The organism is Duganella sp. Leaf61 (assembly GCF_001421905.1).
GTDB classification, from domain to species: domain Bacteria; phylum Pseudomonadota; class Gammaproteobacteria; order Burkholderiales; family Burkholderiaceae_D; genus Rugamonas; species Rugamonas zoogloeoides.
Map to the genome: position 1 here is coordinate 122,337 of NZ_LMLM01000003.1, position 25,002 is coordinate 147,338.

Genomic DNA, 25,002 nt, shown 5'->3' on the forward strand with positions numbered 1-25,002 from the left:
CACGGCGCAATATCGTTTCATTATGATCTCATGCTATGCTACGCTGCAGCATTTAGTTGGGAATTTTACACGTTATCGACATTTGCATCGGTTTATTTTGCATCCAAACGTGCGCCACCCGGACAGCCCTGCAGGCTATCACACTGTTGACGGCCTGTTACATCTCCTTGCTATTCTTGCATGGTAGAATGACGGATGGTCGAGTAATTTTTTAATGTGTGAGCAGGAGTGTTAAGTTGGCAAAGATCGATGTCTTGTTACCTGTCAAAAACGGTATGGATTTCCTTGCGGAGTCGCTTGACAGTGTGCAAGCGCAGACCTTCCAGGACTGGCGTCTGCTTGTGCTCGATCACGGCTCCACTGATGGCAGCCTTGAAATGGCAGCCGCGTATGCGGCGCGCGATCCACGCATCGAGGTGCATCCATTTCCGCAAGCGGCCGGCTTGTCGGGGTTGCTCAATTGCGGGCTCGATATTGCCAATGCCGAATTTGTCATGCGCCATGACGCCGATGACGTTTGCCTGCCCGAGCGCATGGCCATCACGCTGGCTGCCTTCGCGGCCGAGCCGGATTGTGTGGCGATCGGCGGCCAAGCCGAAGTAATGGATGCCGCCGGGCACAAGCTGGGCGTGATGTCGGTGCCGGTGGGACGTGAGCGCGTGACCGCCGCCAGCCTGTTTCGCAACCCGGTGGCGCATCCCACTGCCATGATGCGCCTCGGCGCGCTGCGTGCGCTCGGTGCCCGTTATGGCAACGATTTTCTGCAGGCGCTGCCACAGCAGCAGAGCATGGAAGTGAGCCATCTGGCGGAAGACTATTTTCTGTTTGGCCAGTTGGCGATCCTCGGTAAGTGCAACAATGTGCCACAACAATTGCTGCGATACCGTTGGCACGGCAACAACGTGAGCGCCACCAAATTCATGGACCAGACTGCATTGTCGGTAGCGATTTCGCGGTTCCTGGCGCGCTCGTTCAGCGCACTGAAACAATTACCCGCTTTCGATCCTGCGCCGTTCGTCAACCATGGCGGCTTGCTGCTCGAGATCGATGGTCAGCGCAATTTCGACGCCTCCTTTGAACAAATGGCGAACGTGCTGCAGCGCGGCATGGGGGCATCTCCTGAACTGCAGCGCGAGCTTGATTACCGCCGCGTTTTGGCAAGCCGGAACCCGCTGGCCCTGCTGTGGCGTTATTATCGTTTCAGTAGTGCGCATGTCGCTGAAACCGGGGAGTGGAACGCGGTGCGTTCCTGGCTGGTACGCGTAGTACCGGGCAAGCGCCGCATGAGCGTTGCCGCCCAGCCGGCTTGAAGAATGAGAGTTCGTTTTAACTTCGCTGTCAGCAGACGCGATCACGATTATTGGATATAGGAGTCATATGGTTGCGTTGCTGAAAAGGCCCACTTTGCATTCGCTGAAAATGCCGGATTTTAGCCGGCACCCGTCGCGCATGGTCTATCTCATGGTGGCACTGGCCATCTGCCTGGCGGGCCTGCTTGGCGCAGCCACGCCCATCCTTGTCGATCTCATGGGCGGCAGCGTCGCCAAGCTGCTGGCCTTGCCGGCGGCCATGCTGTTTGGGCTGCTGCTGATCTATGACCGCAAGCTGACGCTGCTCCTTATCGTTGTATTACGCGCCGGGGCGGACAACGCGCTCGATCTCACCCGGTTCTCGCTTGGTGGCTACATGATCGGTATCGGCGGCGTGATCAACGGCATCGTGATCCTGCTTGCCATCCTGCTGATCTTCGAGCGTCCCAAGGCCATACCGCAGCGCGCGTACATGGCATGGGCGCCGTTCCTGTTGATCACTGCCATCGGGGTCGTGCATTCGCCGTTCACCGGCGAGTCGGTGCGCCTGTTTCTGCAACAGTTGTCGTATTTTTCGCTGTTCATTGGCGGCTATTACTGCGTGCGCAATCAGCCGGACTTCCGCTTTTGCCTGAAGCTCATGGTGTGGTCGTCCCTGATCCCGGTACTGTATTCCTTCGTCGACATTGCCTTGCATTTCAGTGGCGGTTTCCGCTTGAAGAGTACGTTTGCCCACGCCAACATCATGGCGTTCTATCTGACCGTGATCATTACCATTGCCTTTTATCTGTTTAAAACCTTGCCGCCCAAGGCCGGCCTGGGCGCGCGCTGTGGACTGGTTGCCTACCTGCTGCTGATGCTGGTGCTGCTGCTGCTCACGAAAACCCGCAGTGCCTGGCTTGCCACGGCACTCGGCTTTGCCCTGTATGCCTTGTTGTTCGACCGCCGCTTCCTGGTATATATGCTGGTCATGGGCGTGAGTGCTTTGTTTATCCCCGGCATTGGTGACCGTATCCTCGATCTTGGCCAGGGTAACGAAGTGGCCACCTACGCCACGCTGAACTCGTTTGCCTGGCGCGTCTACCTGTGGGAGACAGGGCTGGGCTGGATGTCGTCGGTCGATTACATCTGGGGCAAGGGTCTGCAAACCTTCTACGAGAATTCGGTGATCTTCTTCCCTCTGGCGGGCAAGATCAAGTGGGGCGCCCACAGCGTTTACGTGCAGTTGTTGTTCGAACTGGGCGCGATTGGTTTGGTCGCCTTCCTGTGGCAGTCAATCAGCATGATCAAGCAACTGGCGCCGCTGGTGAAAATCGACAAGCTGGCGGCGTTTTCCCTGATACTGATCATTGTCAATTTCCTGATCTGCGCGGTCAGCGACAACATGTTTTATTACCTGTCGTATAACTGGTATCTGTGGTTTGCCATTGGAGCCGGTTGTGCGCTGGCGCGCAGTGTGGTTGTCGAGCGCAACGCCAAACCGGTCGTTCAGTCCCGATATTGAGCCTGGATCTAGTCTGCCATGCAAACCACTCAAGCATTGTCGTCCGACGCCCCCGCTGCTACCGGCCATGGTGCCCACTTGTCGGTACTCGATGGTTGGCGCGGGCTGAGTATTTTGCTGGTGCTGGCGGCGCACCTGTTACCGTTGGGACCACATTCTTTGCTGCTCAACCACAGTGCCGGTGTCTTCGGCATGGTGATCTTCTTTATCCTGTCCGGTTTTTTGATCACATCTTTCCTGCTCAAGGACCAGCGTATTGGTGGTTTCCTGGTCAAGCGTTTTTGCCGTGTGTTGCCGCTGGCGTGGCTGTACCTCGTCATCGCGCTGGTGTTATCGGTAGTGCCGCTCTCCAAATGGGCTAGTCATATGCTGTTTTACGCCAACCTGCCACTCGAAGATGGCTTCCCTAACGATCTGTTGCCCATGACCGAACACTTGTGGAGCTTGTGCATGGAGTTGCAGTTCTACGTGGGCGTGGCGTTGTTGGTAGCAATGCTGCCCAAGCGCGGCCTGTTGTTGCTGCCATTCATAGGAATGGCGTTTACGGCGTTACGCTGGCACGATGGCGTGATCGCTTCGAGCATTAGTTATTATCGTATCGATGAAATCCTGGCAGGCTGCACCCTGGCATTGGTGTATCACGGCGTGTTCGGCGTGCGTGCGCGTGATTTTCTGCGCATCGTGCCACTCTGGCCGGTAGCGGTGCTGCTGGCGTTTTCCAGCATGCCGCAAGGACAATGGCTCAATTTTCTGCGTCCTTACTTGGCACTGCTATTGGTAGGGGGCTCGCTGATGCAGCCCACCTCGCTCCTGGTCCGGGTTTTGCACAATCGCATGCTAGTGTTTGTTGCTGGTATTTCTTATGCCCTGTACGTGATCCACCCGATGCTCACCTTCACCTGGCTCGGTAGTGGCGACGTGATCGTCAAGTACCTGAAGCGGCCGCTGTTCTTTGCCGTGCTGTTCATGCTGGCTTATGGCTCGACTTTTTATTACGAAAGCTGGTTCATGAAGCGCGGCAAGCGCTGGGCCGACAAGGTCAACGGCTGGTTCGATATCCGCCCATGGCGCACCCCAGCCGTTGCTGTTACCGCCGACGTGGTGGCCGAAGCCGCGCCCGACGAGGCGCAACTCGAGCCGACCGCCCCTGAAGCCGATGCCACGGCTGACGCTGAAGACAAGACAGGAGCTGACGATGATCTCGGCGCAGTCAAGGCCTCCACTGGCGCACCCAATGCACTCCGTTAAAGTTGAATAGAATATTTAATGAAAATAGCTTACCTCGTCAACCAATACCCCAAAGTCAGCCATAGTTTTATCCGTCGTGAAATTCTGGCGCTTGAGCGCCAAGGCTTCGAGGTCGAACGCTTCGCACTGCGCGGCTGGGCCGACCAACTGGTCGACGCCGAAGACTTGCGCGAGCGAGAAAAAACCCGCTACCTTCTACGCGACGGCGCGCTGGCCTTGGCCAAGTCCATGTTTGCTGAACTGGTGCGTGCACCTGGTCAATTTCTGGGAGCGGTCAAACTGGCGCTGCGCATGTCGCGACGCGCCGACCGGCCGTTGCCGCTGCATATGATCTATCTGGCCGAAGCATGTCGCATGGTCGGATGGATGCGGGCCTCCGGCGTGCGCCACCTGCATGCTCACTTCGGCACCAATCCGGCCGAGGTGGCCATGCTGGCACGCGAACTCGGTGGCCCGGCATATAGTTTTACCGTTCATGGACCGGAAGAATTCGACAAGCCGGAGTTTTTGCACATCAGGGAGAAGATCGCCCGTTCGGCTTTCGTAGTGGCGATCAGCAGCTTCGGCCGCAGCCAGCTGTTCCGCTGGATACCGTACACCGACTGGCCGAAAGTGGAAATCGTCCATTGCGGCCTGGAGCCGGCATTCCACGCCGGTGCCGCTGTTCCGCCGCCGGCAGCGCCACGCCTGGTGTGCGTGGGCCGCCTGTGCGAACAAAAAGGGCAGTTGCTGCTGGTGCGCGCGGTGGCGCAACTGGTGGCACGCGGCGTGGCGGTGGAACTGGTGCTGGCCGGTGATGGCGAAATGCGCGCCGAGATCGAAACCCTGATCGCGCGCCACCAGTTGCAAAACGTGGTGCGGATCACCGGCTGGATCAGCAGCGACCAGGTACGCGAAGAAATCCTGGCGTCGCGCGCGCTGGCCTTGCCAAGCTTTGCCGAAGGTTTGCCGGTGGTGGTGATGGAATCGATGGCGTTGCGCCGCCCGGTACTGACCACCTACGTGGCCGGCATTCCGGAACTGGTGCACGACGGCGAAAATGGCTGGCTGATCCCTGCCGGCGATGTCGATGCTGTGGCAGCCGGCATCGAACGCGTGCTGGCCACGCCGCTCGAGCAGATCGCCGTCATGGGCGAACGCGCCCACCAGCGTGCGGTCGAGCGCCATTCGATCGATACCGAGGCGGCCAAGCTGGCAGTGCTGATCAAACGCAGCCGGGGCTAGTTGCCCGCAACGGAAAAAAAGCCGCTCCTTACATTGAGCGGCTTTTTTCTTCGCCTGTCGCCGTTTAGCGGATCAGGCTGCTCTGATAGCGCCAGGTATCCGTGCACATCTGCTCGATATTGCGCTGGGCTTTCCAGCCCAGCTCACGTTCGGCGACGTCGGTGGCGGCAAAGCATACGGCGATGTCGCCGGCCCGGCGCGGTTCGATCTTGTACGGGATGGTTTTGCCGCAGGCGCGCTCAAAAGCACGCACCATATCGAGCACGCTGCTGGCGGCGCCGGTGCCAAGGTTGTAGGTCAGCACGCCGCGCTCGTCGTCGAGCTTGTTCAGCGCCTTGACGTGGCCGATGGCCAGGTCCACCACGTGGATGTAGTCGCGCATGCCGGTGCCGTCGGTGGTCGGGTAGTCGTCGCCGAACACGGACAGGCGCTCGCGGCGGCCTTCGGCCACCTGGGCGATGAACGGCATCAGGTTGTTCGGGATGCCGCGCGGATCTTCGCCGATCAGGCCGCTTTCGTGGGCGCCCACCGGGTTAAAGTAACGCAGCAGCACGATGCCCCAGTCGGGTGCGGCTTTAGCGTGGTCGCGCATGATGTTTTCCACCATCAGCTTGGAAGCGCCGTACGGGTTGGTGGTGCGCAGCGGGAAGTCTTCGCGGATCGGCACGGTATCCGGGTCGCCATACACGGTGGCGGACGAACTGAAGATGATTTTCTTGACGTTGTGACGGGCCATGGTTTCCAGCAGCACGATGCTGCCGTGAACGTTGACATCGTAGTAGCGCAGCGGCTGCGCCACCGATTCGCCCACCGCCTTGAGGCCGGCGAAGTGAATCACCGCGTCCACTGCGTGGGCGGCAAATACCTGCTCCATGGCAGCGCGGTCGCGGATGTCGGCCTCGATGAAGACCGGCGCACGGCCGGCCAGCGTGGTCACGCGCTCGACCACATCGGCCGTGCTGTTGGAGAGGTCGTCAACGATCACGATGTCGTGACCGGCGTGCAGCAGTTCGACGCAGGTGTGGGAGCCAATGTAGCCGGCGCCGCCGGTAACCAGAACTTTCATGAGGATTCCTTGGTATTAAAAGTTATTCGCTGTCGCGCTTGGAGCGCACCCATTCGACTTGGCGGTTGATCAGGAAGCCGATATAGACCGGCACCTTCCAGAATATGTACAGTACCGCCATTGCCAGGTTGGCCGCGCTCAGGGTCTGGCGGCCGTAGCGCCACCAGGCCAGCAACACGGCCACGCCCATCGCCACGGCGATCGACAGCGCAAACAGCAGCGGTCCGACCGCGCCGGTGAGCAATGCAAACAAGGCGCTGGCGCCCAGCGCGGCGATCACCACCAGCGACAGCAGCGCCAGCGGCGGCACGATCAGATCGAGCGCCATGCCGACCATGGCCAGGCGGCCACGCATCAGACCTTCAAGCAGAAAGCGCGGCGCGGCCGAGACGATCATGCTCAGGTGGCCGTGTTCCCAGCGGCGGCGCTGGCTCTGGGTGCCGGCGTCGCTGCTGGGAAAGGTGCTCGAGACCAGCACGTACGGGCAGAACAGCGGCGGCGTGCCAGCGCGGGTCAGGTCCATGCCCAGCTTCATGTCTTCGACGATGTGGCCATTGGCCAGCGAAGCGGTGCTGATCACCGACCACGGGAAGGCCATGCCGCTGCCCATCAGCGGGCAGGGGATGCCCAGGCGCAGGAAGCCGAGCGGGCGCACCAGGTTTTTCACGGTCCAGGCGAATTCCGCGATCTTCTTCATCGGGCCGCTGCCGGCAGGCGAGCGCATCAGGTACAGCGCCTGCACCGGCCGGCCGCTGGCCAGCGCAGTGCGCGCCAGGCGGTCGATGGCGCCCGGTTCGACCAGGCAGTCGGCATCGACGATGAGCATGACTTCCGGTGGATCTTCGGCCAGGCATTGCACGCCGAAGTCCAGCGCATAGCCCTTGCCACGGTGTTCGGCGTGGTGGCGTTCGCGCACTTCGGCACCGGCCGCGCGGGCGGCGCCGGCGGTATTGTCCGAGCAGTTGTCGGCCACGACCAGCACGCGGTCGCCGACAAGCATCTGCGGCAGCAGCGTGGCCAGGGTGGCGCCGATGCCGTCCTGTTCGTTATGTGCCGGTACCAGCACCGCCACCCGGGGGCGGCGGCCGGTCATGGCGGGGCCGGGACCGGCCGGCTTGGCTGCCAGCAGCGATTGCACCAGCAGCACCAGCACGGGAATCGCCAGCAGCGCCAGCACGGCGCACAGAATAATGCTGAGCACGGTAATCATGCAGCCTCCCGCGCGGCAATGATGCGGGCCGGGGCGCCAACGGCGGTGGCGCCGTCGGGTACGTCGCACAGCACCACCGACATGGCGCCGATGCGCGCATTGTTGCCGATGCGCACGCCGCCAATCACTTGCGCATAAGCGCCGAATTCGACATCGTCGCCGATCACCGGGGTGGGGCCGCCGGCGTGGCGGTTGCCGATGGTGACGCCCTGGCGCAAGGTGCAGCGGGCGCCGATCACGGTGTCCGGATGGACGAAGATATTGCCGAAATGCCAGACGCGCAGGCCGGGCCCGATGGTCGCGCTCTTGGGCAGGCTGACGCCGGTGACGGTTTCAATCACCCGGAACAAGCCCCAGTACACTGCCAGCCCGAGCTTGCGCCCGAGACCGGGCGGGCGGCGGTCGAGCCGGCGGCCACGGCGATACAGCCACACGGCCCAGATCGATTGTTCCTTGAGGAAAGGGCGGCGCATGCCGTAACGGTCCAGGTCGGCCGCCCAGTCTGCATCATCAGCCATGGTATTGGTGCTTTCGTGTCATGTTAATCTTGCGGCGCCAGGGTGGCGCGCACGGTGGCGTCGGCCTTGCCAGCGACGGCGCTCAGGTCGTAACGCGCCTTGCCCGACGGGCAGGGCAGGGTGGCGCTGGCGCCGTCGGCCAGTGGACCACTGTCAAACAGTTCATCGCGCATGTCGGCGCTGCGCACTTGCAGCGCCAGGGTGGCGCCGCCGGTGGCCTGCACGCTGAAACGGCACTTGGCGCCAGGTCGAGGCGCCGCCCAGTTGACGCGGCCAATGTCGCGCAACACCGAGCTGCGCGACTTGCCGCCGGCTTCAAGCGTGAGCTGGTCGTTGATGGCGTCGTATTCGCCTCCCTTGCCGCGCCAGGGCCCGCGCATCGACAGCAGATTGGTTGGCTGTTCCATCTTCATCGGTTTGCCGTTGCCATCGAGCCAACCGGCCGACGAGACCACCTGGCGCAGATTGGCGCGGATGCGGTGCAGCTCACGGCCGACGTCCTGGTTCCATCCGCTTTTGCCATGCAGGTTGAAGTTGCTGCCGTTTTCCACGTAGATGTAGAACGGCGTGCCGACGTTGCGATCGACCACATAGGCGCCATAGGTTTTCAGTGTGTCCACGACCTTGCGCAGGTGCGCGTTGGCAATCTTGCTGCTGTCGTAGTCTGGTGGCAGCATCATCAGCGCGCCTTCGGGAATGCTGCCGGTATTGCGCTCGGCATCGATGTCGGCGGCGGTGGCGGGGAAAATGTAGGCAGGCTTGCTCGACAAGCCGTTATAGGTGAGCGACATGGCTAGCGCGTGGCGATACGTGGGCTGGCCGTCATCGACCTCGTGGCGGCGGATCAGGCCTGCGGTGGACGGGATACCGACCGCACGCGTACCTTGGTAAAAGTCGGCGGGATCACCCCACCCTCGGCCGTTAAGGCGGCTCCAGGCGTAACCAACTGCCGCCCAGTGGTCGTTACGCTGGCGCAGTTGCCAGAACGAATGCAGCATCCCCGTGTCCGGCTCGGCAATGTCGGCGTGGCCGTCACTGCCGCTGGCTGGAGTGAGGCCGGCCGGCCAGTGCGTGATGGTAATGGCGCGCTGGACGCCCTGGTTGTAATCCCATACATCGGGCTTGCCCTTGGCACCCACAACTTCCTGCGACGGTGATTCCTTTCCACCCAAGAAACTGATAGTGGAAAAAGCACCCCCCCCAATAGCGGGGAAATAACTAGACGTGGGGATCTCGGCAGTCCCGAAAACAGGCCGAACCGGACGGGCATTCCATGGAGAGTCGGCAGCGAAAGGATGCTCGGCAGTACCAAATGCAGGCGGAGCGGAAGGCGCGGACGCCGGCGTGGCGGCAAACGACGTGTTGGCCATGCAGAGCAGGGCCAGCGAACTGAGGATGGAACGGTTCATGGGGCGCGGCAGCGCGGCAGCGGCGCATGCAATCTGATCATCAAGTGATGTATTTTAATCCACTTGTAGAGCGCACAGTAGGGTTTTTTGATGCACTGCAAAATGCTACTGGCCGACACAAGGTCGGCCAGTCATCAGGTGAAGCGCAGCGCCGACCGCAGCCGGCACGGTTCGATCATTTTACGCCGCTGCGCGAACCGGTATAGGTCGGCGAAGCTTGCAGCAACGTCTTTAGCGTGGCAGCCTTGGCGGCATTGGCCGCAATCGTCGCTGGGGCCAGTTCCACGGTAACCAGTTCACCACGGACGCTCGATGCCTGGTTCAGGCCGTTGGACGCGTAGAGCACGAACCACGCGCCGGTTGGCCAGACAAAGCGCTTGGTGTAGCCATTGCTCTGGGTGCCGGTGTCGAAGATCATCGTGCCGCCGGAGTAGAGCGCCATGCGCAGGGTAGCGCCGCCGGTGCCAATCACTTTCAGTTGCTGGGTGCTACCCACCACTGGTGCACCCCATTTGATCTTGCTTAGGCCGGTCGAGTTGCCGTTTTGCATAATGGTTTTCACAGGCGAAGCTGGGAACACGATCGATTGCGACCAGGTGTCGAAAGCGCCGGTCACGGTACCCGAGTTCTTGATCCACGGACCACGCATCGACAGCGCGTTGAGGTTCGGCGTATTGGCGTCGAACGCTTTGCCGGTGCCATCCTGCCAGCTTTGCGCACCGATTACGCGCCGCATGTTTTGACGCATGCGCTCCAGTTCTGCTGCAACAGCGTTATTCCAGCCGCCAGCGTGCAGGCCCAGCGAATTGCCTGTTTCCACGTAGATCACAAACGGCGTGCCGACGTTGCGGTCCACCACATACGCACCGTAAGTTTTCAGCGTCTCGGCCACTTTACGCAGCGCAAGGTTGGCGATCTTCGAGGTGTCGTAGTTCGCTGGCAGCATCATCAGCGCGCCTTGTGGGATCTTGCCGCTGTTGGTTTTGGCTGCATCGCCGTCGGCCGAGGTGGCCGGATAGACGTATGGCTCGGTGGCCGACAGTGCATTGTAGGTGAGCGACATGGCCAGTGCGTGGCGGTACATCGGCAAACCGTCGTTGATTTCGTGGCCGCGGATTAGTCCAGCCGAGGCAGGCACGCCGGTTGCACGGGCGCCCAAGTAGAAGTGGGCCGGATCGCCCCAGCCGGTGCCGGTGGCTGGCGACCAGGCATACAAGCCAGCCTGCCATTTGCCATTGACGTTCTTCAGTTTCCAGAACGAGTGAATCACATTGGTGACCGGATCGTAGATGTCGGCGTGGCCGTCGCTCCCGCTGGCAGGAAGGGTGTTGGCAGGCCAACGCGGCAGTGTAACTTCGGTATTGCCGCCAGCGTCAGGATTATTGACCAGGTTGGCGCCATTGGTGCCATAGATCTTCATCGGCAGATCGGTTTCCTTGGCAAGGAACAAGCCGGTCGAGTAGGCGCCCGCAGTGATGTCCGGGTAGTAACTCGAGGTGGGTATGGTGTACGAGGTGTCGAGCACCGGATTTACCGGGCGCACGTTCCACAGCGACTGCGCGGCAAACGGGTTAGCGTAGGTGGAGAATGATGGAGGGGTGCTCATGCTCGGCGCCGGGGTGCCGGTGGTTTGCGCCTGCACGTTCAAGGTCAGGGCACACGCGCTCAATACCGACCAGCCGATCACTTTGGTGAGCTGGGACGCGGACACAGAAAGCGGTTTATTGAAAAACATGTCTAACTCCTGGGATTAATTTCAAAATGATTGGGCGGTAACGCAACCTGAAATTTATTATACACAAACCCTTTCCGTAGCGAAATTTTTTTCATTCATTTTGGCTGGTTGCAGCACCTGTGCAACACATTGTTACCTTATTGATCATGCGCATAGAAAAATCTGATTAGCCCCGCAGTTGCAGGGCTTGCGCTGGATCTGAGGGACCTGTTTTAACCAAAGAACAACCCACATGGCATATACTCAACGCATAATGACTATTAAATTTAGTTACTACTTAATTTGAATATGAGAGGATGTCAAAAATATATTGTTTTATCGAAATATATTTATTGAAATAGATTATTATCACTGCCGATATTCAATTGATATTTAGTCCCGCCGAGGCGCGCACCGCTGCCAGTCGAAGCGGGTGCAAGCGTTAGGCTCTGCTATATTGCGTTGCAAGACGTCAGTCACCTGTGTGCCCGCTGTGGTCGATGTGCACACGCAGCATTTTGGGCTGGTCAAGAAGTTGACGGTATGTCATGATTCACCCGACAGGGCTAATTACTCGGGCTGCTGCAGCTGTTGTGCGCTTTGACGCACTGCGTGCCGCGCGCCCTTTCGAACATTTTTTAACTATCTAGAGGACCTCATTATGAAAGCTATGATCTTGGCCGCAGGCAAGGGTACCCGCGTGCGCCCCTTAACGTTTGACCTTCCCAAGCCGATGATACCGGTGCTGGGCAAGCCGGTGATGGCTTACCTGATCGAACACCTGGCCAAGTACGGGGTCAACGAGATCATGGTTAACGTCAGCTACCTGCACGAAAAAATCGAGGATTATTTCGGCGAAGGCCACCAGTACGGCGTCCAGATCGGCTACTCGTTCGAGGGCTACACCAACAACGAGGGCGAAGTCGTTGCCGAAGCGCTCGGTTCGGCTGGCGGCATGAAGAAGATCCAGCAGTTCGGCGGTTTTTTCGATGACACCACCATCGTCCTGTGCGGCGATGCGGTGATCAACCTCGACCTGAAATCGGCGCTGTTCGAACACCGCCGCAAAGGCTCCAAGGCCACTGTGATCTGCCGCGAAGTACCGTATGACAAGGTGTCGAGCTACGGCGTGGTGGTCAGCGACAAGGATGGCCGGATCACGCAGTTCCAGGAAAAGCCTAGCCAGGAAGAAGCGCTGTCGAACTTTGTCAGCACCGGCATCTATATCTTCGAACCAGAAATCCTCGACCTGATCCCGGCCGACACCGTGTTCGATATCGGTTCCGAGCTGTTCCCGCTGCTGGTCGAGAAGGGCGTGCCGTTCTATGCCCAGAACCGCACGTTCAACTGGATCGACATCGGCAGCGTCAAGGATTACTGGGAAGTGTCGCAGAGCGTGATGATGGGCGAAGTGGCCCACATGGACGTGCCGGGCATCCAGCTGGCCGATGGCATCTGGGTTGGCCTGAACACCAGCATCGACTGGGAAGGCACCACCATCGAAGGCCCGGTGTACATCGGCTCAGGTTGCAAGATCGAGGCTGGCAGCACCATCATCGGACCAACCTGGATCGGTCACGGCAGCCATATTTGCGCCGGTGCGAAGATCGTACGCAGCGTGTTGTTCGAGTACACGCGCGTGTTCCAGGACGTGAGCCTGGAAGAAATGATCGTCTTTAAGGAATACAGCGTCAATCGCGCAGGGGAGATGAAGCATGTGTCCGAGTACACCGCCAGCGAATGGACCAATGCCCGCGATCGTCGCAGCAAACCGCGGTCCGAGGTAGAAATCGCAGCATAACGACCGTCACATCCGGGGACAGCGCTCTATGGCGCTGCCCTGGCCAAGGTACTTGTCCCCGCTTCCCCCTCGGTTTCCCCTCTCGACATTCGTCACACTTCTCTTCAATCTCAAAATAATCACAATTGTGAGGCTTTTTTACATCACATTTATAAGTGATTGATTTTGTTGAACTAATTTTGTCTTTGCCGAAATTTTATGTACCTTTCATAACGTAATTTTCACAGTGTGGAAAATTTTTGTGTTGCTAGGAAATTTTTATACCGCAATGCAAAATGGTTTCAAAAAAATTATCTAAAGTAAAGAAATTGCAACGGAACAGGGGTTCCTTGTGCTATCATCCTTATAGTTGTTGTAAAAACACATTCTTGGCAACATAGCGTGGCCATTAACTTCTAAGGAATATTCAGATGAAATTCAAAATGCTCGTAGCAAGCTTGCTGGCCGCCGCTTCGTTTAGCGCTGCTGCTGCCGATCAATCGGTACCGGTCTTCGTCAACCCGACCAATGGCAACCAGAACCACTTCAACGGTCAGTTCACGCCAACCGACGGCATCCTGTCCGGCGGCAGCGACGTCATCACCCTGACCGGCCTGGCTGCCGGCTGGTACAATGTGGTCGTTACCATCAGCAGCCAGAACCTGAGCTTCAACAGCGCGCTGTCGAACCTGAACGGCACCAAAGGCACGTTCGATAACTACGGCAAATACAGCTTTGGTTACCTCGCTTCGACCGACAAGGCGCCATTCGTGCTGTCGCTGTTCGGCACTGCAAACAGCGGCGCCACGTACAGTGGCGACATCACCGTCACCGCCGTACCAGAGCCAGAAACCTATGGCATGATGATCGGTGGCCTGGCGCTGCTGGGTTTCATGGCTCGCCGTCGCAAAGCTAAAAACGCTGCCTGAGCAGCCAGGTGAGGCGGCCACGCCGCCCCACCGACAAAAAACCCCCGCGCGCGAGCCCGGGGGTTTTTTTATGGGGCGCTGCCGCAGCCCCCTATAATGGCGCCAGCCAGGTCGTGCCGACCGGGGATCATGGGAGTGGGGCAATGCGTTCATTTATCTTGTTGTCGCTGGGGCTGCTGGGTGCGGCCATTGCCGGCGGCGCCCATGCAGCGCTGGGTCCCAACCAGCTGGCGCTGGTGGTCAACGACAACGAGCCCAACAGCGTGACGCTGTCCGCGTTGTACCGCGAAGCGCACCAGGTTCCGGAGAAAAATATCATCCACGTGCGGCTCGATCCGCGCGCCCGCAAGCTCAGCCCCGAAGACTTCGCGCCGCTGCGCCAGCAGATCCTGGGCCAGCTGGGTCCCGAGATCCGCGCCGTGCTGATGGTGTGGACAGCGCCGTACGCGGTGGGCTGCAATGCCATCACCTCGGCGCTGACGCTGGGCTACGATGCCGATCAGTGCAACACGCCTTGCGGCCCCGGCAAGGCCAGCGCCTACTACGGCGACGGCAACGCGCTGGCGCCGGCGGCGGCCGCCATGCGCATCAGCATGCTGCTGCCCACCACGTCGCTCGATCTTGGAAAAGCCCTGATCGCGCGTGGCACCACCCGCAACTTCCGCTTGCCGGAAGCCAGCGCCTATTATCTGACCACGTCGGACACCGCGCGCAGTTCGCGGGCGCGGCTGTTTCCACCGTCGGGCAAGGTCAAGTCGCACGAACTGACCATCACCAACCTGCGTGCCGACGTGCTTGAAAACGTCAGCGACATCATGGTGTACCAGACCGGCATGATCAAAGTGGACAAGCTCGAGACCCTGAAATTTTTGCCCGGTGCGCTGGCCGACCACCTGACGTCCGCCGGCGGCGACCTGCTCGGTAACAGCCAGATGAGCAGCCTGCGCTGGCTCGAGGCGGGCGCCACCGCCAGCTACGGCACCGTGTCCGAACCGTGCAACCACTGGCAAAAATTCCCGCAACCGGCCGTGCTGCTCAAGCGCTACCTGAGCGGCGACAGCGCCATCGAGGCGTATTGGCGCAGCGTGGCCTGGCCGGCGCAGGGCGTGTTCATCGGCGATCCGCTGGCGGCTCCTTACGCGCGGTGATGTTCGAGCCGGGGTGATTGATCCATTCGGACCAAGCACCTGTCATGATGTCGTCATGCAGATCCAATAATATACAAAATACAATATTCAAAACATTTTGTTAACCTGGATCGCACATGAACTCCATTCGCACTGCCGCCGCCATCCCCGGCCCCCGTACCCTGATCGCCGCCGCCCTGCTGGCGGCCTTGTCCGCCCAGGCCCGCGCCGATGCGCCCGTCGTCATCAGCCAGGTGTATGGCGGTGGCGGCAATAGCGGCGCCACCTATAAAAACGATTTCATTGAAATTTTCAACCGCAGCAGTGCCGTCGTCGATATCAGCGGCTGGAGCGTGCAGTATGCGAGTGCCAGCGGTACTTCCTGGAATCCCACCCGGGTGCCGGCCAACACGCCCCCGCTCGAGCCGGGCCAGTATTTCCTGTTCCAGCAGGCGGCTGGCACCGGCGGCACGACCGACTTGCCGACGCCCTATCTAACCGGGACGCTTGCCATGAGCGGCACCGCCGGCAAGGTGGCGCTGGTGTCGAACGGCACCGCGCTCACCGGCGCCAGCCCGACCGGCGGCGCACTGGTGGACCTGTTCGGCTATAACGCCAGCGGCTTCGAAGGTGCTACCGGTCCCGGCCTGTCCAATACCCTGGCCGCGCTGCGCGCCAACGGCGGCTGCACCGACACCGACAACAACGCCAGCGATTTTGCCACCGGCACCCCGAGCCCGCGTACCACTGCCAGCGAACGCAAGCAGTGTGGCGTGCCGGCCCAGCCGCCGATCGTGGCCAACTGCCCGGCCAACCTGGCGCTGGCCGTGGGCCTGGGCGGCACTGCCGGCCTGTCCGCCAGCGATGCCGACGGCATCGTCAATGCTGCAACGATTACCGCCGGCGCCGTGGGCGGCATTGCGCTGGCCGATTTCCAGTCGGCGTCTGCCGCTGGCGGCACCGCGACGGCCGACCTGACCGTGGCACCCGGCCTGGCGGCTGGCACCTATCCGGTCAGCATCCGCTTCGACAACGACCAGTCGCAGCAGGCAGTGTGCACGGTCAACGTGAAAATCGCCGCGCCGGCCACGCTCACCCGCACCATCCCGCAAATCCAGGGCAGTGGCGCGGCCAGCCCGGTGGCCGGCACGGTGCAAACGACCGAGGGCGTGGTTACCGCCAAGGTCGGTTCCGGCTTCTTCATCCAGGACGAGGCGGGCGATGGCGATCCGCAAACCTCGGACGGCCTGTTCATCTTCACCACGCCTGCCAACACCGCCACCGTGCAGGTGGGCGACCGTATCCGCATTACCGGCACCGTGGCCGATTACGTCCCGACCGGCAGCAGCCATACTTATACAGAGCTGACCACCGTTACCGAGATCGTCGGCCTGGCCAAGGGCATTGCCATCGCTCCCACCAATATCGAACTGCCATTCGCCGATTTCACGCAAGTGGAAGGCATGCTGGTGCGCTTCAATAACAACCTGACCGTGTCGCAATTGCAGTACCTGGCCGATCGCGGCGAGGTGACCCTGTCGTCGGGCCGGCTGGAAACGCCGACCAACCGCTACCGCCCGGGCTCGTCCGAGGCCGTGGCGCTGGCAGCCGCCAACGCACGCAACCAGATCATTCTCGACGACGGCATATTTACAACGCCCACCGTGATTCCTTACCTGGGCGCTGACGGTTCGCTGCGTGCCGGCGACACCGTTTCCGGCCTGACCGGCGTGATCGACTTCGGCGCCAAGGGCGGTGGTGGCGCAGCCTTCAAGCTGCAGCCGACCGTGCCGCCGGTGTTCTCGCAGGACAATCCGCGCCCGGCGCCGCCGGCCCTGGCCAGCGGCAACGTCAAGGTGGCCAGCGCCAATGTCCTTAATTACTTCACCACGTTCACCAACGGTGGCAACCACCTGGGCCAGACCGGCCAGGGTTGCAGCGTGGGCAGCGGCACGCCGTCGCGCTCGAACTGCCGTGGCGCCGACAACCTGGTCGAATTCCAGCGCCAGAGCGCCAAGATCGTCGGCGAGCTGAAAGCATTGAATGCCGACGTGGTGGGGCTGATGGAAATCCAGAACGACGGCGATTATTCTGTGTCGCAACTGGTGGACGCGCTCAACGCCGCCATTGCACCGGGCAGCAAAACCTACGCGGTCGTACCGAAGCCGGTCACCACCGGCACCGACGCCATCCGCGTGGCCATGATTTACAAGCCATCCGCGCTGACCCTGCAAGGCACGGCCCTGACCGACAGCGACGCCATCAACAACCGTCCGCCGATGGCGCAAACCTTTGTCGCGCCCAACGGTGGCAAATTCACAGTGGTGGTCAACCACCTGAAGTCCAAGGGCAGTTGCCCGACCGCCGGCACTGCCGAAGCCGACAAAGGCGACGGCCAGAGCTGCTGGAACCCCACCCGCGTACGGCAGGCACAGCGCCTGGTGGGTACGTTCGTACCACAGGTGGTGGCTGCCGCCGGCGACCCGAAAGTGCTCTTGATCGGCGACTTCAACGCCTACGGCCACGAAGATCCGATCCAGGCCATCATCGACCAGGGTTTTGTAAACCAGCTCGAGCGCTTCGTGCGCGGCGCCGGCGCCATGCCGTATTCGTACGTGTTCAACGGCGAAGCCGGCTACCTGGACCACGCGCTGGCCAGCACCGCGCTCAGCGCCCAGGTGGCCGATGCAGCCGAGTGGCACAACAATGCCGACGAACCGGTGGCGGTCGATTACAACACCGACGGCAAGCCGCAGGACAAGTACACCGACGCGCCATACCGCGCGTCGGACCACGACCCCGTGATGCTGACGCTGAACCTGGCGGGCGCTCCTGCCGATGTGACGGCCAGTGTGCGCACCGCTGCTTCCGGCCTGGTGTTCGCCCGCGCCAGCGGCAAGTGGACCGGCACAGTCAGCATCACCAATACCGCTGGCACTGCGCTGACCGGTCCGTTGCAGATCGCCTTTAAAAACCTGCCGGCCGGCGTGGCGTTGTCCAATGCCAGTGGCAGCCAAGGCGGGGCGCCCTATCTGACGGCAGCGGTGGCCAACCTGGCGCCTGGCGCCACCATCACCGTACCGGTGAGCTTTACCAAGACCGGCACCGCCGCCATCACTTACACCACCACCGTTTATAGCGGCAATTTCTAAGGATTTACCATGTTCAAACCTGCTCTGACTTCCCTGCGCCGTGCCGCCCTGGTCCTGGCGCTGAGTGCCTGCACCAGCCTGGCGTCCGCCGCCTCCGTGTTCCAGATCGAACTCGACACCAGTACGCTGGTAGCCGCGAACGGCAACACCGGCTGGATCGACCTGCAATTCAACCCGGGTAATGGCGGCACGCCGTACGCCGAGGCGCTGCTGACCAATTTCGTCGGCTTCGGCGATCCGACCACGGTCGAGACGGCTGGCAATGTCAGCGGTTCGCTCGCTGGCGGCTACGTGATCGGTAACAACGACGCGAGCGGCTACAACGACCTGTTCCACGCCGTCAATTTCGGCGGCAAGGTGGGTTTTACGGTGACCTTCAGCGGCGATCTCGATCCGTCCCTGTCGGGCCTCGGTTCGGCATTCGCGGTGTCGCTGTTCGACAGCAGCAAAACCGTGGCGCTGGGTGCCGGCGCCGCCAGTGATGCACTGGTGGTGCTGAACTGGACGTCGCTGGGCGGCGCCACCGTCTCGCCGCTGACGAACCAGATCGGCACGTCGGTAAGCGCGGTGCCGGAGCCGCAGACCTGGCTGATGCTGGGCGCCGGCCTGGCATTGCTCGGTGGCGTGGCGCGCCGGCGCCAGCGCGGGTAACGCCTGACTCTATTTATTTGCGCATGATATAAATAGCGCAAAGAAAACATATTAGTCAGGGGCTGGCACGATGTTGCATAGTGTAATTTTTACACGGATATGCCATGCCAGCCGCCCACATCCTTGTCATCGAAAACGACCGCGCGATCCAGCAACTGATTGCGCTCAACCTCGGCATGGCCGGCCACGTGGTCAGCTGCGCACCGGACGCTGCCAGCGCGCTGATGCTGCTCGAGGACGACTGTCCCGACCTGATTCTGCTCGACTGGAACTTGCCCGAATATCGGCGCGGACTGTCCGGGCTGGCGCTGGTGCGCCGCCTGCGCACGCAACTGCATACGCGCGCGCTGCCGGTGATGATGGTCAGCGCGCGCGCCAGCGAAGCGGACAAGATCATGGCGCTCGAGGGCGGCGCCGACGACTACATGACCAAGCCGTTCAGTCCACGCGAAATGCTGGCGCGCGTGCATGCCTTGCTGCGTCGTGCGCCGGGCCGCGCCGGCTGGCAGGATGATGCACACGACACTTCGGATGCCGCCGGGCTGCGGCTTGATCCGCACACGCTGCGGGTGATGGCCGGTGCGCGCGAGCTGGCGCTGGGCCGGGTGGAGTTCAAGCTGCTCGACGTGCTGATGCGCCATCCGGGCCGCATCCATAGCCGTGCACAACTGCTCGACCAGGTATGGGGCAATGCCGTGTACCTGGAAGAACGCACGGTGGACACCCACGTGGGCCGCCTGCGCAGCGCGCTGCAACCGGCCGGCTACCAGCGCCGCATCGAGACCGTGCGCGGCAGCGGCTACCGCTTTGTCGGCGCTGCGGCGTGAGCGCTTCATCGATGACGCCGGCGCTGATCATACTCAGCGAGCGCGAGCAGGAATACTTGCTGCACGCGGTGGAGGCGGCGCTGCCGGTGGACGATGCGCGGCAGTTTTTCCTGTGGACCCAGGGGCCATTGCAGGCGCTGTTGCCGCATCAGGTACTGGTAGCGTTGCACTTCGAGGGCCAGGACCGGTTGCTGCACATGGAATGCCAGCACAGCATGGTGCTCGATGCCGGCCTGCGCCATCGCCTGGCCGGCGACGAGGGGCTGGCGGTACGCCTGGCGCGCCATTGCCGGCAGCACGGTTGCCGCTCGCTGCTGCTCGATGCTGTCCATGGCGCTGATGATGCGCATGCGGCCCACGGTGCCCCGGCCGCTGATGCCGCCCAAGGTACCCAAGGTGCCCAAGGTGCCAAAGCCGCCCTGGCCGTTGATACCGCTGATGGCTCCGCCTCGCAATCGGCCGCGCCGTTCCGCGCGGAGTTGCGCGCGTTGGGTTTCAATAACCTGGCGCTGCAAGCGACCAGCCGCTTGCCGGGCGGGTCCAGCGTGTTCGTGCTGCTGGGATTGCCGCACCGGCCGCATGCGCGCCACGCGTATTTTCTGGCGCTGCTGTTGCCGCACTTGCACCTGATGGTGCAGCACCTGGCGCAATGGCGCGCTGCCTGTGCCATCGCCAGCGTCACGGTATTGTCCCGTCCGGTCAGCGCGCGCGAAGTGGAGATTTTGCACTGGGTGCGCGAGGGCAAGACCAACGATGAAATCGGCCAGATCCTCGGCATCAGCGGGCTGACCGTGAAGAACCACTTGCAGCGGCTGTACCGCCTGCTGGGCGTTTCAAACCGGACCCATGCGATAGCGCGCGGCGCTGCCTTGCGGCTGTTCGAACAACCGCCGCCGCACTGGTCCCGGCAACTGGCGTTTGCGGCGTGAGTGCCACACTATCTGCGGTCGTGTTCGTTGAAAAAGATTGTCTTCCCGGCAAACAGCATGGTAGCCTTGTCGGGTGGTAGCCACATGGCGCGGCAGGACTTTTAAAGTAGTGAGTAACACAAAGGGAGTGGTTGGATGGATGTGGCAAAGATGCGCACGCAGACGGTAACGGGCAGCAATAATTCGCGCGGTTTTACCTTGCTGGAGTTGCTGGTAGTCATCGTGATCATCGGTTTGCTGGCGGCCTACGTAGGCCCCAAATACTTTTCGCAATTGGGCAAGTCCGAAGTGACGATGGCCAAGGCGCAAATCGGTTCATTTGAAAAGGCGCTCGACACCTACCGCCTCGACGTGGGCCGCTATCCCAACACGGAAGAGGGCATGAACGCGCTGCTGGTGGCGCCGCCCACGGCCGGCGCCAAGTGGAACGGTCCCTACCTGCCCAAGGTGCCGTCCGATCCCTGGGGCCGCGCTTACCAGTACAAGGCGCCCGGCGCCAAAGCCGATTTCGAGATCACCTCGCTGGGCCGCGACGGCCAGCCTGGCGGCAGCGGCGACGATGCCGATATCGTCTCCCAATAGACGTCTCGCATAGCCCAGTCTTCACCGAAAGCCGACTTTATCATGCAGTTTGACGTACGCACCTTGTCGGCCGAGATGGTCATTTCCGAACTGGTCATCGATGGCCGCGACGAGGCCGATGCGCGCCGCCAGGTGGAGGCGCGCGGCCTGTTCGTCAGTGCCATCGCGCCGGCCGGCAAGGGACTGCGTGCCGGGAGCAAGCGCAGCGCGCTGTCGCTGGTGCTGTTCAGCCAGGAGCTGCTGGCGCTGCTGACTGCCGGCCTCGGCATCGTGGAGGGACTGGAAGCGTTGCTGGAAAAAGAGGCCAACCCCGGCACCCGCAGCGTGCTCGAGCGCCTGCTGGCGGGCCTGCGCGACGGCCAGCGCTTTTCCGCCGTGCTGGCCGAACAGCCCGACCTGTTCCCGCCGTTGTACATCGGCATCGTCAAGGCGGCCGAAGGCACGTCCGACCTGCCACGGTCGCTGTCGCGCTTCATCGATTACCAGCAACGTATCGACCTGGTGCGCGGCAAGCTGGTCTCGGCCGCGATCTACCCGTGCATCCTGCTGCTGGTCGGCGGCGGTGTCAGCCTGTTTTTGATCGGTTATGTGGTGCCGCGCTTTGCCGAGGTGTACCAGGGCGCCGGGCGCGACCTGCCGTGGCTGTCGCAGCAAATGCTCAACTGGGGCCAGTTCGCCGGCGCCCACACCGGGCTGTTGCTGGGCATGATCGCCTTTGCGCTGACGGCGCTGGTGCTCGGCGTGCGGCGGCTGCTGCGCAATGGCGGCGTACTGCGCCTGCTGGGCCGCCTGCCGGCCATCGGCGAGCGGGTGCGCATTTACGAACTATCGCGCTTGTACCTCACGCTTGGCATGCTCAGCGAAGGGGGCATCACTATCGTCCACGCCATCAATACCGTGCAGGGCATGGTGTCGGCCGGGCTGCGCCAGAATCTGCAAGCGGCGCGCGCCGACATCGAGTCGGGCCAGCCGCTGTCCACCGCCTTCGAGGCGCACCAGCTGACCACGCCAATCTCGCTGCGCATGCTGCGCGTGGGCGAGCGCACCGGCGACATGGGCCCGATGCTCACCCAGTCGGCGGCGTTTTACGACGGCGAGATCACGCGCTGGATCGAACGTTTTACCCGCACCTTCGAACCGTTGCTGATGGCCGGCATCGGCCTGGTGGTGGGCGCCATCGTGGTGCTGCTGTATATGCCGATCTTCGATCTGGCGGGAGATATGTCATGAGCGCCGACGCGATGCCTGCAGCAATGGCGCCCGTGGTCGATGCGGCGCTGCTGGCGCGCGCGCGCCACTTGCGCGCGCAATCGAAGCGCACGCTGGTCGAGGAGCTCGAAGGCTTGAGCGGGCTGGAGCCGCGCGAGCTGGTACGCGCGCTGGCGCAGCCGTTCGCCATGCCGGTGCTGGAGACGGCCGACATGCTGGCCTGCGCGCCGGCCTTCGACCTGCTGCCGCTGTCGCAGGCGATGGCGCGCCACTGCGTACTGCTGCGCACGCTGGCGGCGCAGGCAGGGGAACATGCGGGCCAACTGCTGGCCGTGATCGCCGACCCGTTCGACCTCGACCTGCAAACCTGGTTGTCGACGCAGGCGCGCGCCACGCCGCATGCACCGCTGCCCATGCGCCTGGCGCTGCAGGCCGACATCCAGGCCTATCTGTCCAAGCAGGAGGAGTCGGCGCGCGCCACCGACAACCTGCTGCCCGGCGCCAGCGAAGGCCGGCGCGACGGCAAGACCGCTGCCGTGCTGTCGTTCGCGTCGGTGTCGGAAGCGGCCAGTCCCGCCGTGCGGCTGGTCAACTCCACGCTGTACGATGCGCTCAAGGCCGGGGCGTCGGACATCCACCTGGAAAGCACAGCCGGCGGCCTGGCCGTGAAGTACCGCGTCGATGGCGTGCTCGATCACGCCACCGCCGTCAACGGCATCGAGGTGGCCGAACAAATCATCTCGCGCCTGAAAGTGCTGGCCGAACTCGATATCGCCGAGCGCCGCGTGCCGCAGGATGGCAGCTTCCGGGTGGAGGCGGGCGGCCGCGAGATCGACCTGCGCGTGTCCATCATGCCCAGCATCCACGGCGAGGACGCGGTAATCCGTATTCTCGACAAGCGCGCCATGATCGAAGCCTATGGCTCGCTCACGCTCGAAGCCCTCGGCTTCGATGCGCCGTCGCTGGCCACCCTGCGCGTGCTGGCGCAGGAGGCTTACGGCATGCTGCTGGTGACCGGGCCTACCGGCTCCGGCAAGACCACCACCTTGTACGCCGCGCTCACCGAGATCCACAACGGCCGCGAAAAAATCATCACCATCGAAGACCCGGTGGAATACCAGCTGCCCGGCATCCTGCAAATCCCGGTCAACGAAAAGAAGGGCCTGACGTTTGCCAAGGGGCTGCGCTCGATCCTGCGCCATGACCCGGACAAGATCATGGTCGGCGAAATCCGCGACCGCGAGACGGCGGAAATCGCCGTGCAGTCGGCACTGACGGGCCACCTGGTGCTCACCACCGTGCATGCCAATAACGTGTTCGACGTGTTCGGCCGCTTTACCCACATGGGCATCGATCCGTACGCGTTTGTCTCGGCCTTGAACGGCATCTGGGCCCAGCGCCTGGTGCGCATCAACTGTCCGCACTGCGCCGCGCAGTACACGCCGGACGACGCCGAACTGGCCAGCGTGGGCCTCACCCGCGCCGAAGCGCAGGACTACCTGTTCATGCAGGGTAAAGGGTGCGGCGACTGCCGCGGCACCGGCTACAAGGGCCGCCGCTCGATCGCCGAGATCCTCACCCTCAACGACGAAATCCGCGAGCTGATCGTCGACAAGCGGCCGATCCGCCAGATCAAGCAGGCCGCCCACGCCAACGGCACCCGCAGCCTGCGCCTGGCCGCGCTGGAACTGGTCAAGCGCGGCGGCACCACGCTTACCGAAATCAAGCGGGTGACCCTGCATGCGTAACATGACCCTGGCCATCGGACAATCGCTCCGCATCGGCATTGCGCCGCACGCGGTGAGCCTGCTGCGCGTGAGCCGCTGGCGAGGTGCGCCGGTGACGGTGCTGGCCGAGCACACCATTGCCGCGTCGTCCGCGCACCCGTTCGACGCCATTGCCAACGCCTTGCGCACCTTGTTGAACGAGCAGGGCGTGGAACGCTGGCCGGCGGCATTCGTGCTGGCAGATGAACTGGCGCGCCTGTGGCGGGTGACGCCGCCGCAGGGCGCCACCCGGCTTGACGACTTGCAGGCCGCTGCCGGCCTGCGCTTCCAGTCGCTGTACGGCGAGCCGCCGGCGGCCTGGCAGATCGGCGCCGACTGGAACGCGGTGCAGCCGTTCTTTGCCGCTGCCGTGCCGCGCGCGTTGCTGGCGTCGCTCATGCTGGTGGCCGAAGAATTCCGGCTGGCTGTCGTCGGCGTGGAGCCGCATTTTGTCAGCGCCTGGAACCGCTGGCACGGCGGCCTCAAAGCGGGTGCCTGGTATGCGCTGGTGCACGACGGCCTGATGACGCTGGCCCCGGTCGCCGATGACGGCGTGCGCGCACTGAGGGTTCTGCCGGTGCCACCCGGTGCCGACCAGGCCTGGCTCACCCAGACCTTGCAGCGCGAGGCGCTGCTGCTCGACCTGCCGCCGCCGGCGTTGTTGCAGGCCTGCGGCGCGGTGCCGACGACCTGGTTGCGCGCGGCCGGGGCGGCCAATTCTGCTGGCACGGCCGCAGCGCCGGTCGGCTGCGAGGCGCTCGACCACGCACGGCAAGCGGTGTACGCGGGCTTTTCGCCGGTGGCGCAACTGGCCTGGGGAGGCGCCCGATGAGCAGGAAACCACGGA

Annotated in this window: 20 protein-coding genes; 15 read left to right on the forward strand and 5 right to left on the reverse strand. The window is 62.5% G+C overall.

Features of this window, described 5'->3' with window-relative positions; all coding sequences use genetic code 11:
- The first annotated feature begins 236 nt into the window (after positions 1 to 236).
- The 4 genes from ASF04_RS06105 (at position 237) to ASF04_RS06120 (ending at position 5,286) form a co-directional block, all read left to right on the forward strand.
- A complete protein-coding gene (locus ASF04_RS06105; RefSeq protein ID WP_056139075.1) occupies positions 237 to 1,310 on the forward strand; it encodes a glycosyltransferase in 1,074 nt (357 codons plus the stop codon).
- Positions 1,311 to 1,419: 109 nt separating this feature from the next.
- Complete coding sequence (locus ASF04_RS06110) at positions 1,420 to 2,814, forward strand: O-antigen ligase (RefSeq protein ID WP_229204940.1); 1,395 nt, start codon at positions 1,420 to 1,422, stop codon at positions 2,812 to 2,814.
- Between the two features lie 18 nt (positions 2,815 to 2,832).
- A complete protein-coding gene (locus ASF04_RS06115) occupies positions 2,833 to 4,062 on the forward strand; it encodes an acyltransferase (RefSeq protein ID WP_082488581.1) in 1,230 nt (409 codons plus the stop codon).
- An 18-nt stretch (positions 4,063 to 4,080) separates the two neighbouring features.
- A complete protein-coding gene (locus ASF04_RS06120; RefSeq protein WP_056139080.1) occupies positions 4,081 to 5,286 on the forward strand; it encodes a glycosyltransferase family 4 protein in 1,206 nt (401 codons plus the stop codon).
- A gap of 64 nt (positions 5,287 to 5,350) precedes the next feature.
- On the opposite strand, the gene galE is transcribed toward ASF04_RS06120, so the two are convergent.
- The 5 genes from galE to ASF04_RS06145 all read right to left on the reverse strand — a co-directional run bounded on the left by galE (position 5,351) and on the right by ASF04_RS06145 (position 11,224).
- On the reverse strand, positions 5,351 to 6,352 hold the full coding sequence (gene galE, locus ASF04_RS06125) for a UDP-glucose 4-epimerase GalE (protein ID WP_056139082.1): 1,002 nt from the start codon (positions 6,350 to 6,352) through the stop codon (positions 5,351 to 5,353).
- A gap of 22 nt (positions 6,353 to 6,374) precedes the next feature.
- Entirely contained in the window at positions 6,375 to 7,562 is a 1,188-nt protein-coding gene (locus ASF04_RS06130) for a glycosyltransferase family 2 protein (protein ID WP_056139085.1), read from the reverse strand.
- Complete coding sequence (locus tag ASF04_RS06135) at positions 7,559 to 8,080, reverse strand: serine acetyltransferase (RefSeq protein WP_056139087.1); 522 nt, start codon at positions 8,078 to 8,080, stop codon at positions 7,559 to 7,561. Before ASF04_RS06135 ends, ASF04_RS06130 begins: the two co-directional genes overlap by 4 nt.
- 23 nt (positions 8,081 to 8,103) lie before the next feature.
- Positions 8,104 to 9,219: a hypothetical protein gene (locus tag ASF04_RS06140; protein ID WP_056139088.1), complete on the reverse strand. Its 1,116-nt coding sequence runs from the start codon at positions 9,217 to 9,219 to the stop codon at positions 8,104 to 8,106.
- Positions 9,220 to 9,664: 445 nt separating this feature from the next.
- Positions 9,665 to 11,224 (reverse strand): hypothetical protein, encoded by a 1,560-nt coding sequence (locus tag ASF04_RS06145; RefSeq protein WP_056139091.1) that lies wholly within the window; start codon positions 11,222 to 11,224, stop codon positions 9,665 to 9,667.
- A 640-nt stretch (positions 11,225 to 11,864) separates the two neighbouring features.
- Between ASF04_RS06145 and ASF04_RS06150 the strand changes: the two genes are divergently transcribed.
- The 11 genes from ASF04_RS06150 to ASF04_RS06200 all read left to right on the forward strand — a co-directional run bounded on the left by ASF04_RS06150 (position 11,865) and on the right by ASF04_RS06200 (position 24,987).
- Positions 11,865 to 13,004, forward strand: coding sequence for a sugar phosphate nucleotidyltransferase (locus tag ASF04_RS06150; protein ID WP_056139093.1), 1,140 nt, complete (start codon positions 11,865 to 11,867; stop codon positions 13,002 to 13,004).
- 410 nt (positions 13,005 to 13,414) lie between these two features.
- Complete coding sequence (locus ASF04_RS06155; RefSeq protein ID WP_056139095.1) at positions 13,415 to 13,912, forward strand: FxDxF family PEP-CTERM protein; 498 nt, start codon at positions 13,415 to 13,417, stop codon at positions 13,910 to 13,912.
- A gap of 143 nt (positions 13,913 to 14,055) precedes the next feature.
- Positions 14,056 to 15,060, forward strand: coding sequence for a TIGR03790 family protein (locus tag ASF04_RS06160; RefSeq protein ID WP_056139097.1), 1,005 nt, complete (start codon positions 14,056 to 14,058; stop codon positions 15,058 to 15,060).
- Positions 15,061 to 15,176: 116 nt separating this feature from the next.
- A complete protein-coding gene (locus ASF04_RS06165) occupies positions 15,177 to 18,191 on the forward strand; it encodes an ExeM/NucH family extracellular endonuclease (protein WP_056139099.1) in 3,015 nt (1,004 codons plus the stop codon).
- Positions 18,192 to 18,200: 9 nt separating this feature from the next.
- On the forward strand, positions 18,201 to 18,842 hold the full coding sequence (locus tag ASF04_RS06170) for an NF038129 family PEP-CTERM protein (RefSeq protein WP_056139101.1): 642 nt from the start codon (positions 18,201 to 18,203) through the stop codon (positions 18,840 to 18,842).
- Between the two features lie 104 nt (positions 18,843 to 18,946).
- On the forward strand, positions 18,947 to 19,669 hold the full coding sequence (locus ASF04_RS06175; protein WP_056139104.1) for a winged helix-turn-helix domain-containing protein: 723 nt from the start codon (positions 18,947 to 18,949) through the stop codon (positions 19,667 to 19,669).
- A complete protein-coding gene (locus ASF04_RS06180) occupies positions 19,666 to 20,598 on the forward strand; it encodes a LuxR C-terminal-related transcriptional regulator (RefSeq protein WP_229204941.1) in 933 nt (310 codons plus the stop codon). Before ASF04_RS06175 ends, ASF04_RS06180 begins: the two co-directional genes overlap by 4 nt.
- A gap of 135 nt (positions 20,599 to 20,733) precedes the next feature.
- On the forward strand, positions 20,734 to 21,180 hold the full coding sequence (gene gspG / locus ASF04_RS06185) for a type II secretion system major pseudopilin GspG (protein ID WP_056139107.1): 447 nt from the start codon (positions 20,734 to 20,736) through the stop codon (positions 21,178 to 21,180).
- A gap of 42 nt (positions 21,181 to 21,222) precedes the next feature.
- On the forward strand, positions 21,223 to 22,410 hold the full coding sequence (locus tag ASF04_RS06190) for a type II secretion system F family protein (protein WP_056139108.1): 1,188 nt from the start codon (positions 21,223 to 21,225) through the stop codon (positions 22,408 to 22,410).
- A complete protein-coding gene (locus ASF04_RS06195; RefSeq protein WP_056139109.1) occupies positions 22,407 to 24,137 on the forward strand; it encodes a GspE/PulE family protein in 1,731 nt (576 codons plus the stop codon). Before ASF04_RS06190 ends, ASF04_RS06195 begins: the two co-directional genes overlap by 4 nt.
- A complete protein-coding gene (locus tag ASF04_RS06200; RefSeq protein WP_229204942.1) occupies positions 24,130 to 24,987 on the forward strand; it encodes a hypothetical protein in 858 nt (285 codons plus the stop codon). The genes ASF04_RS06195 and ASF04_RS06200 overlap by 8 nt, the downstream gene beginning before the upstream one ends.
- The last annotated feature ends 15 nt before the right edge of the window (positions 24,988 to 25,002 follow it).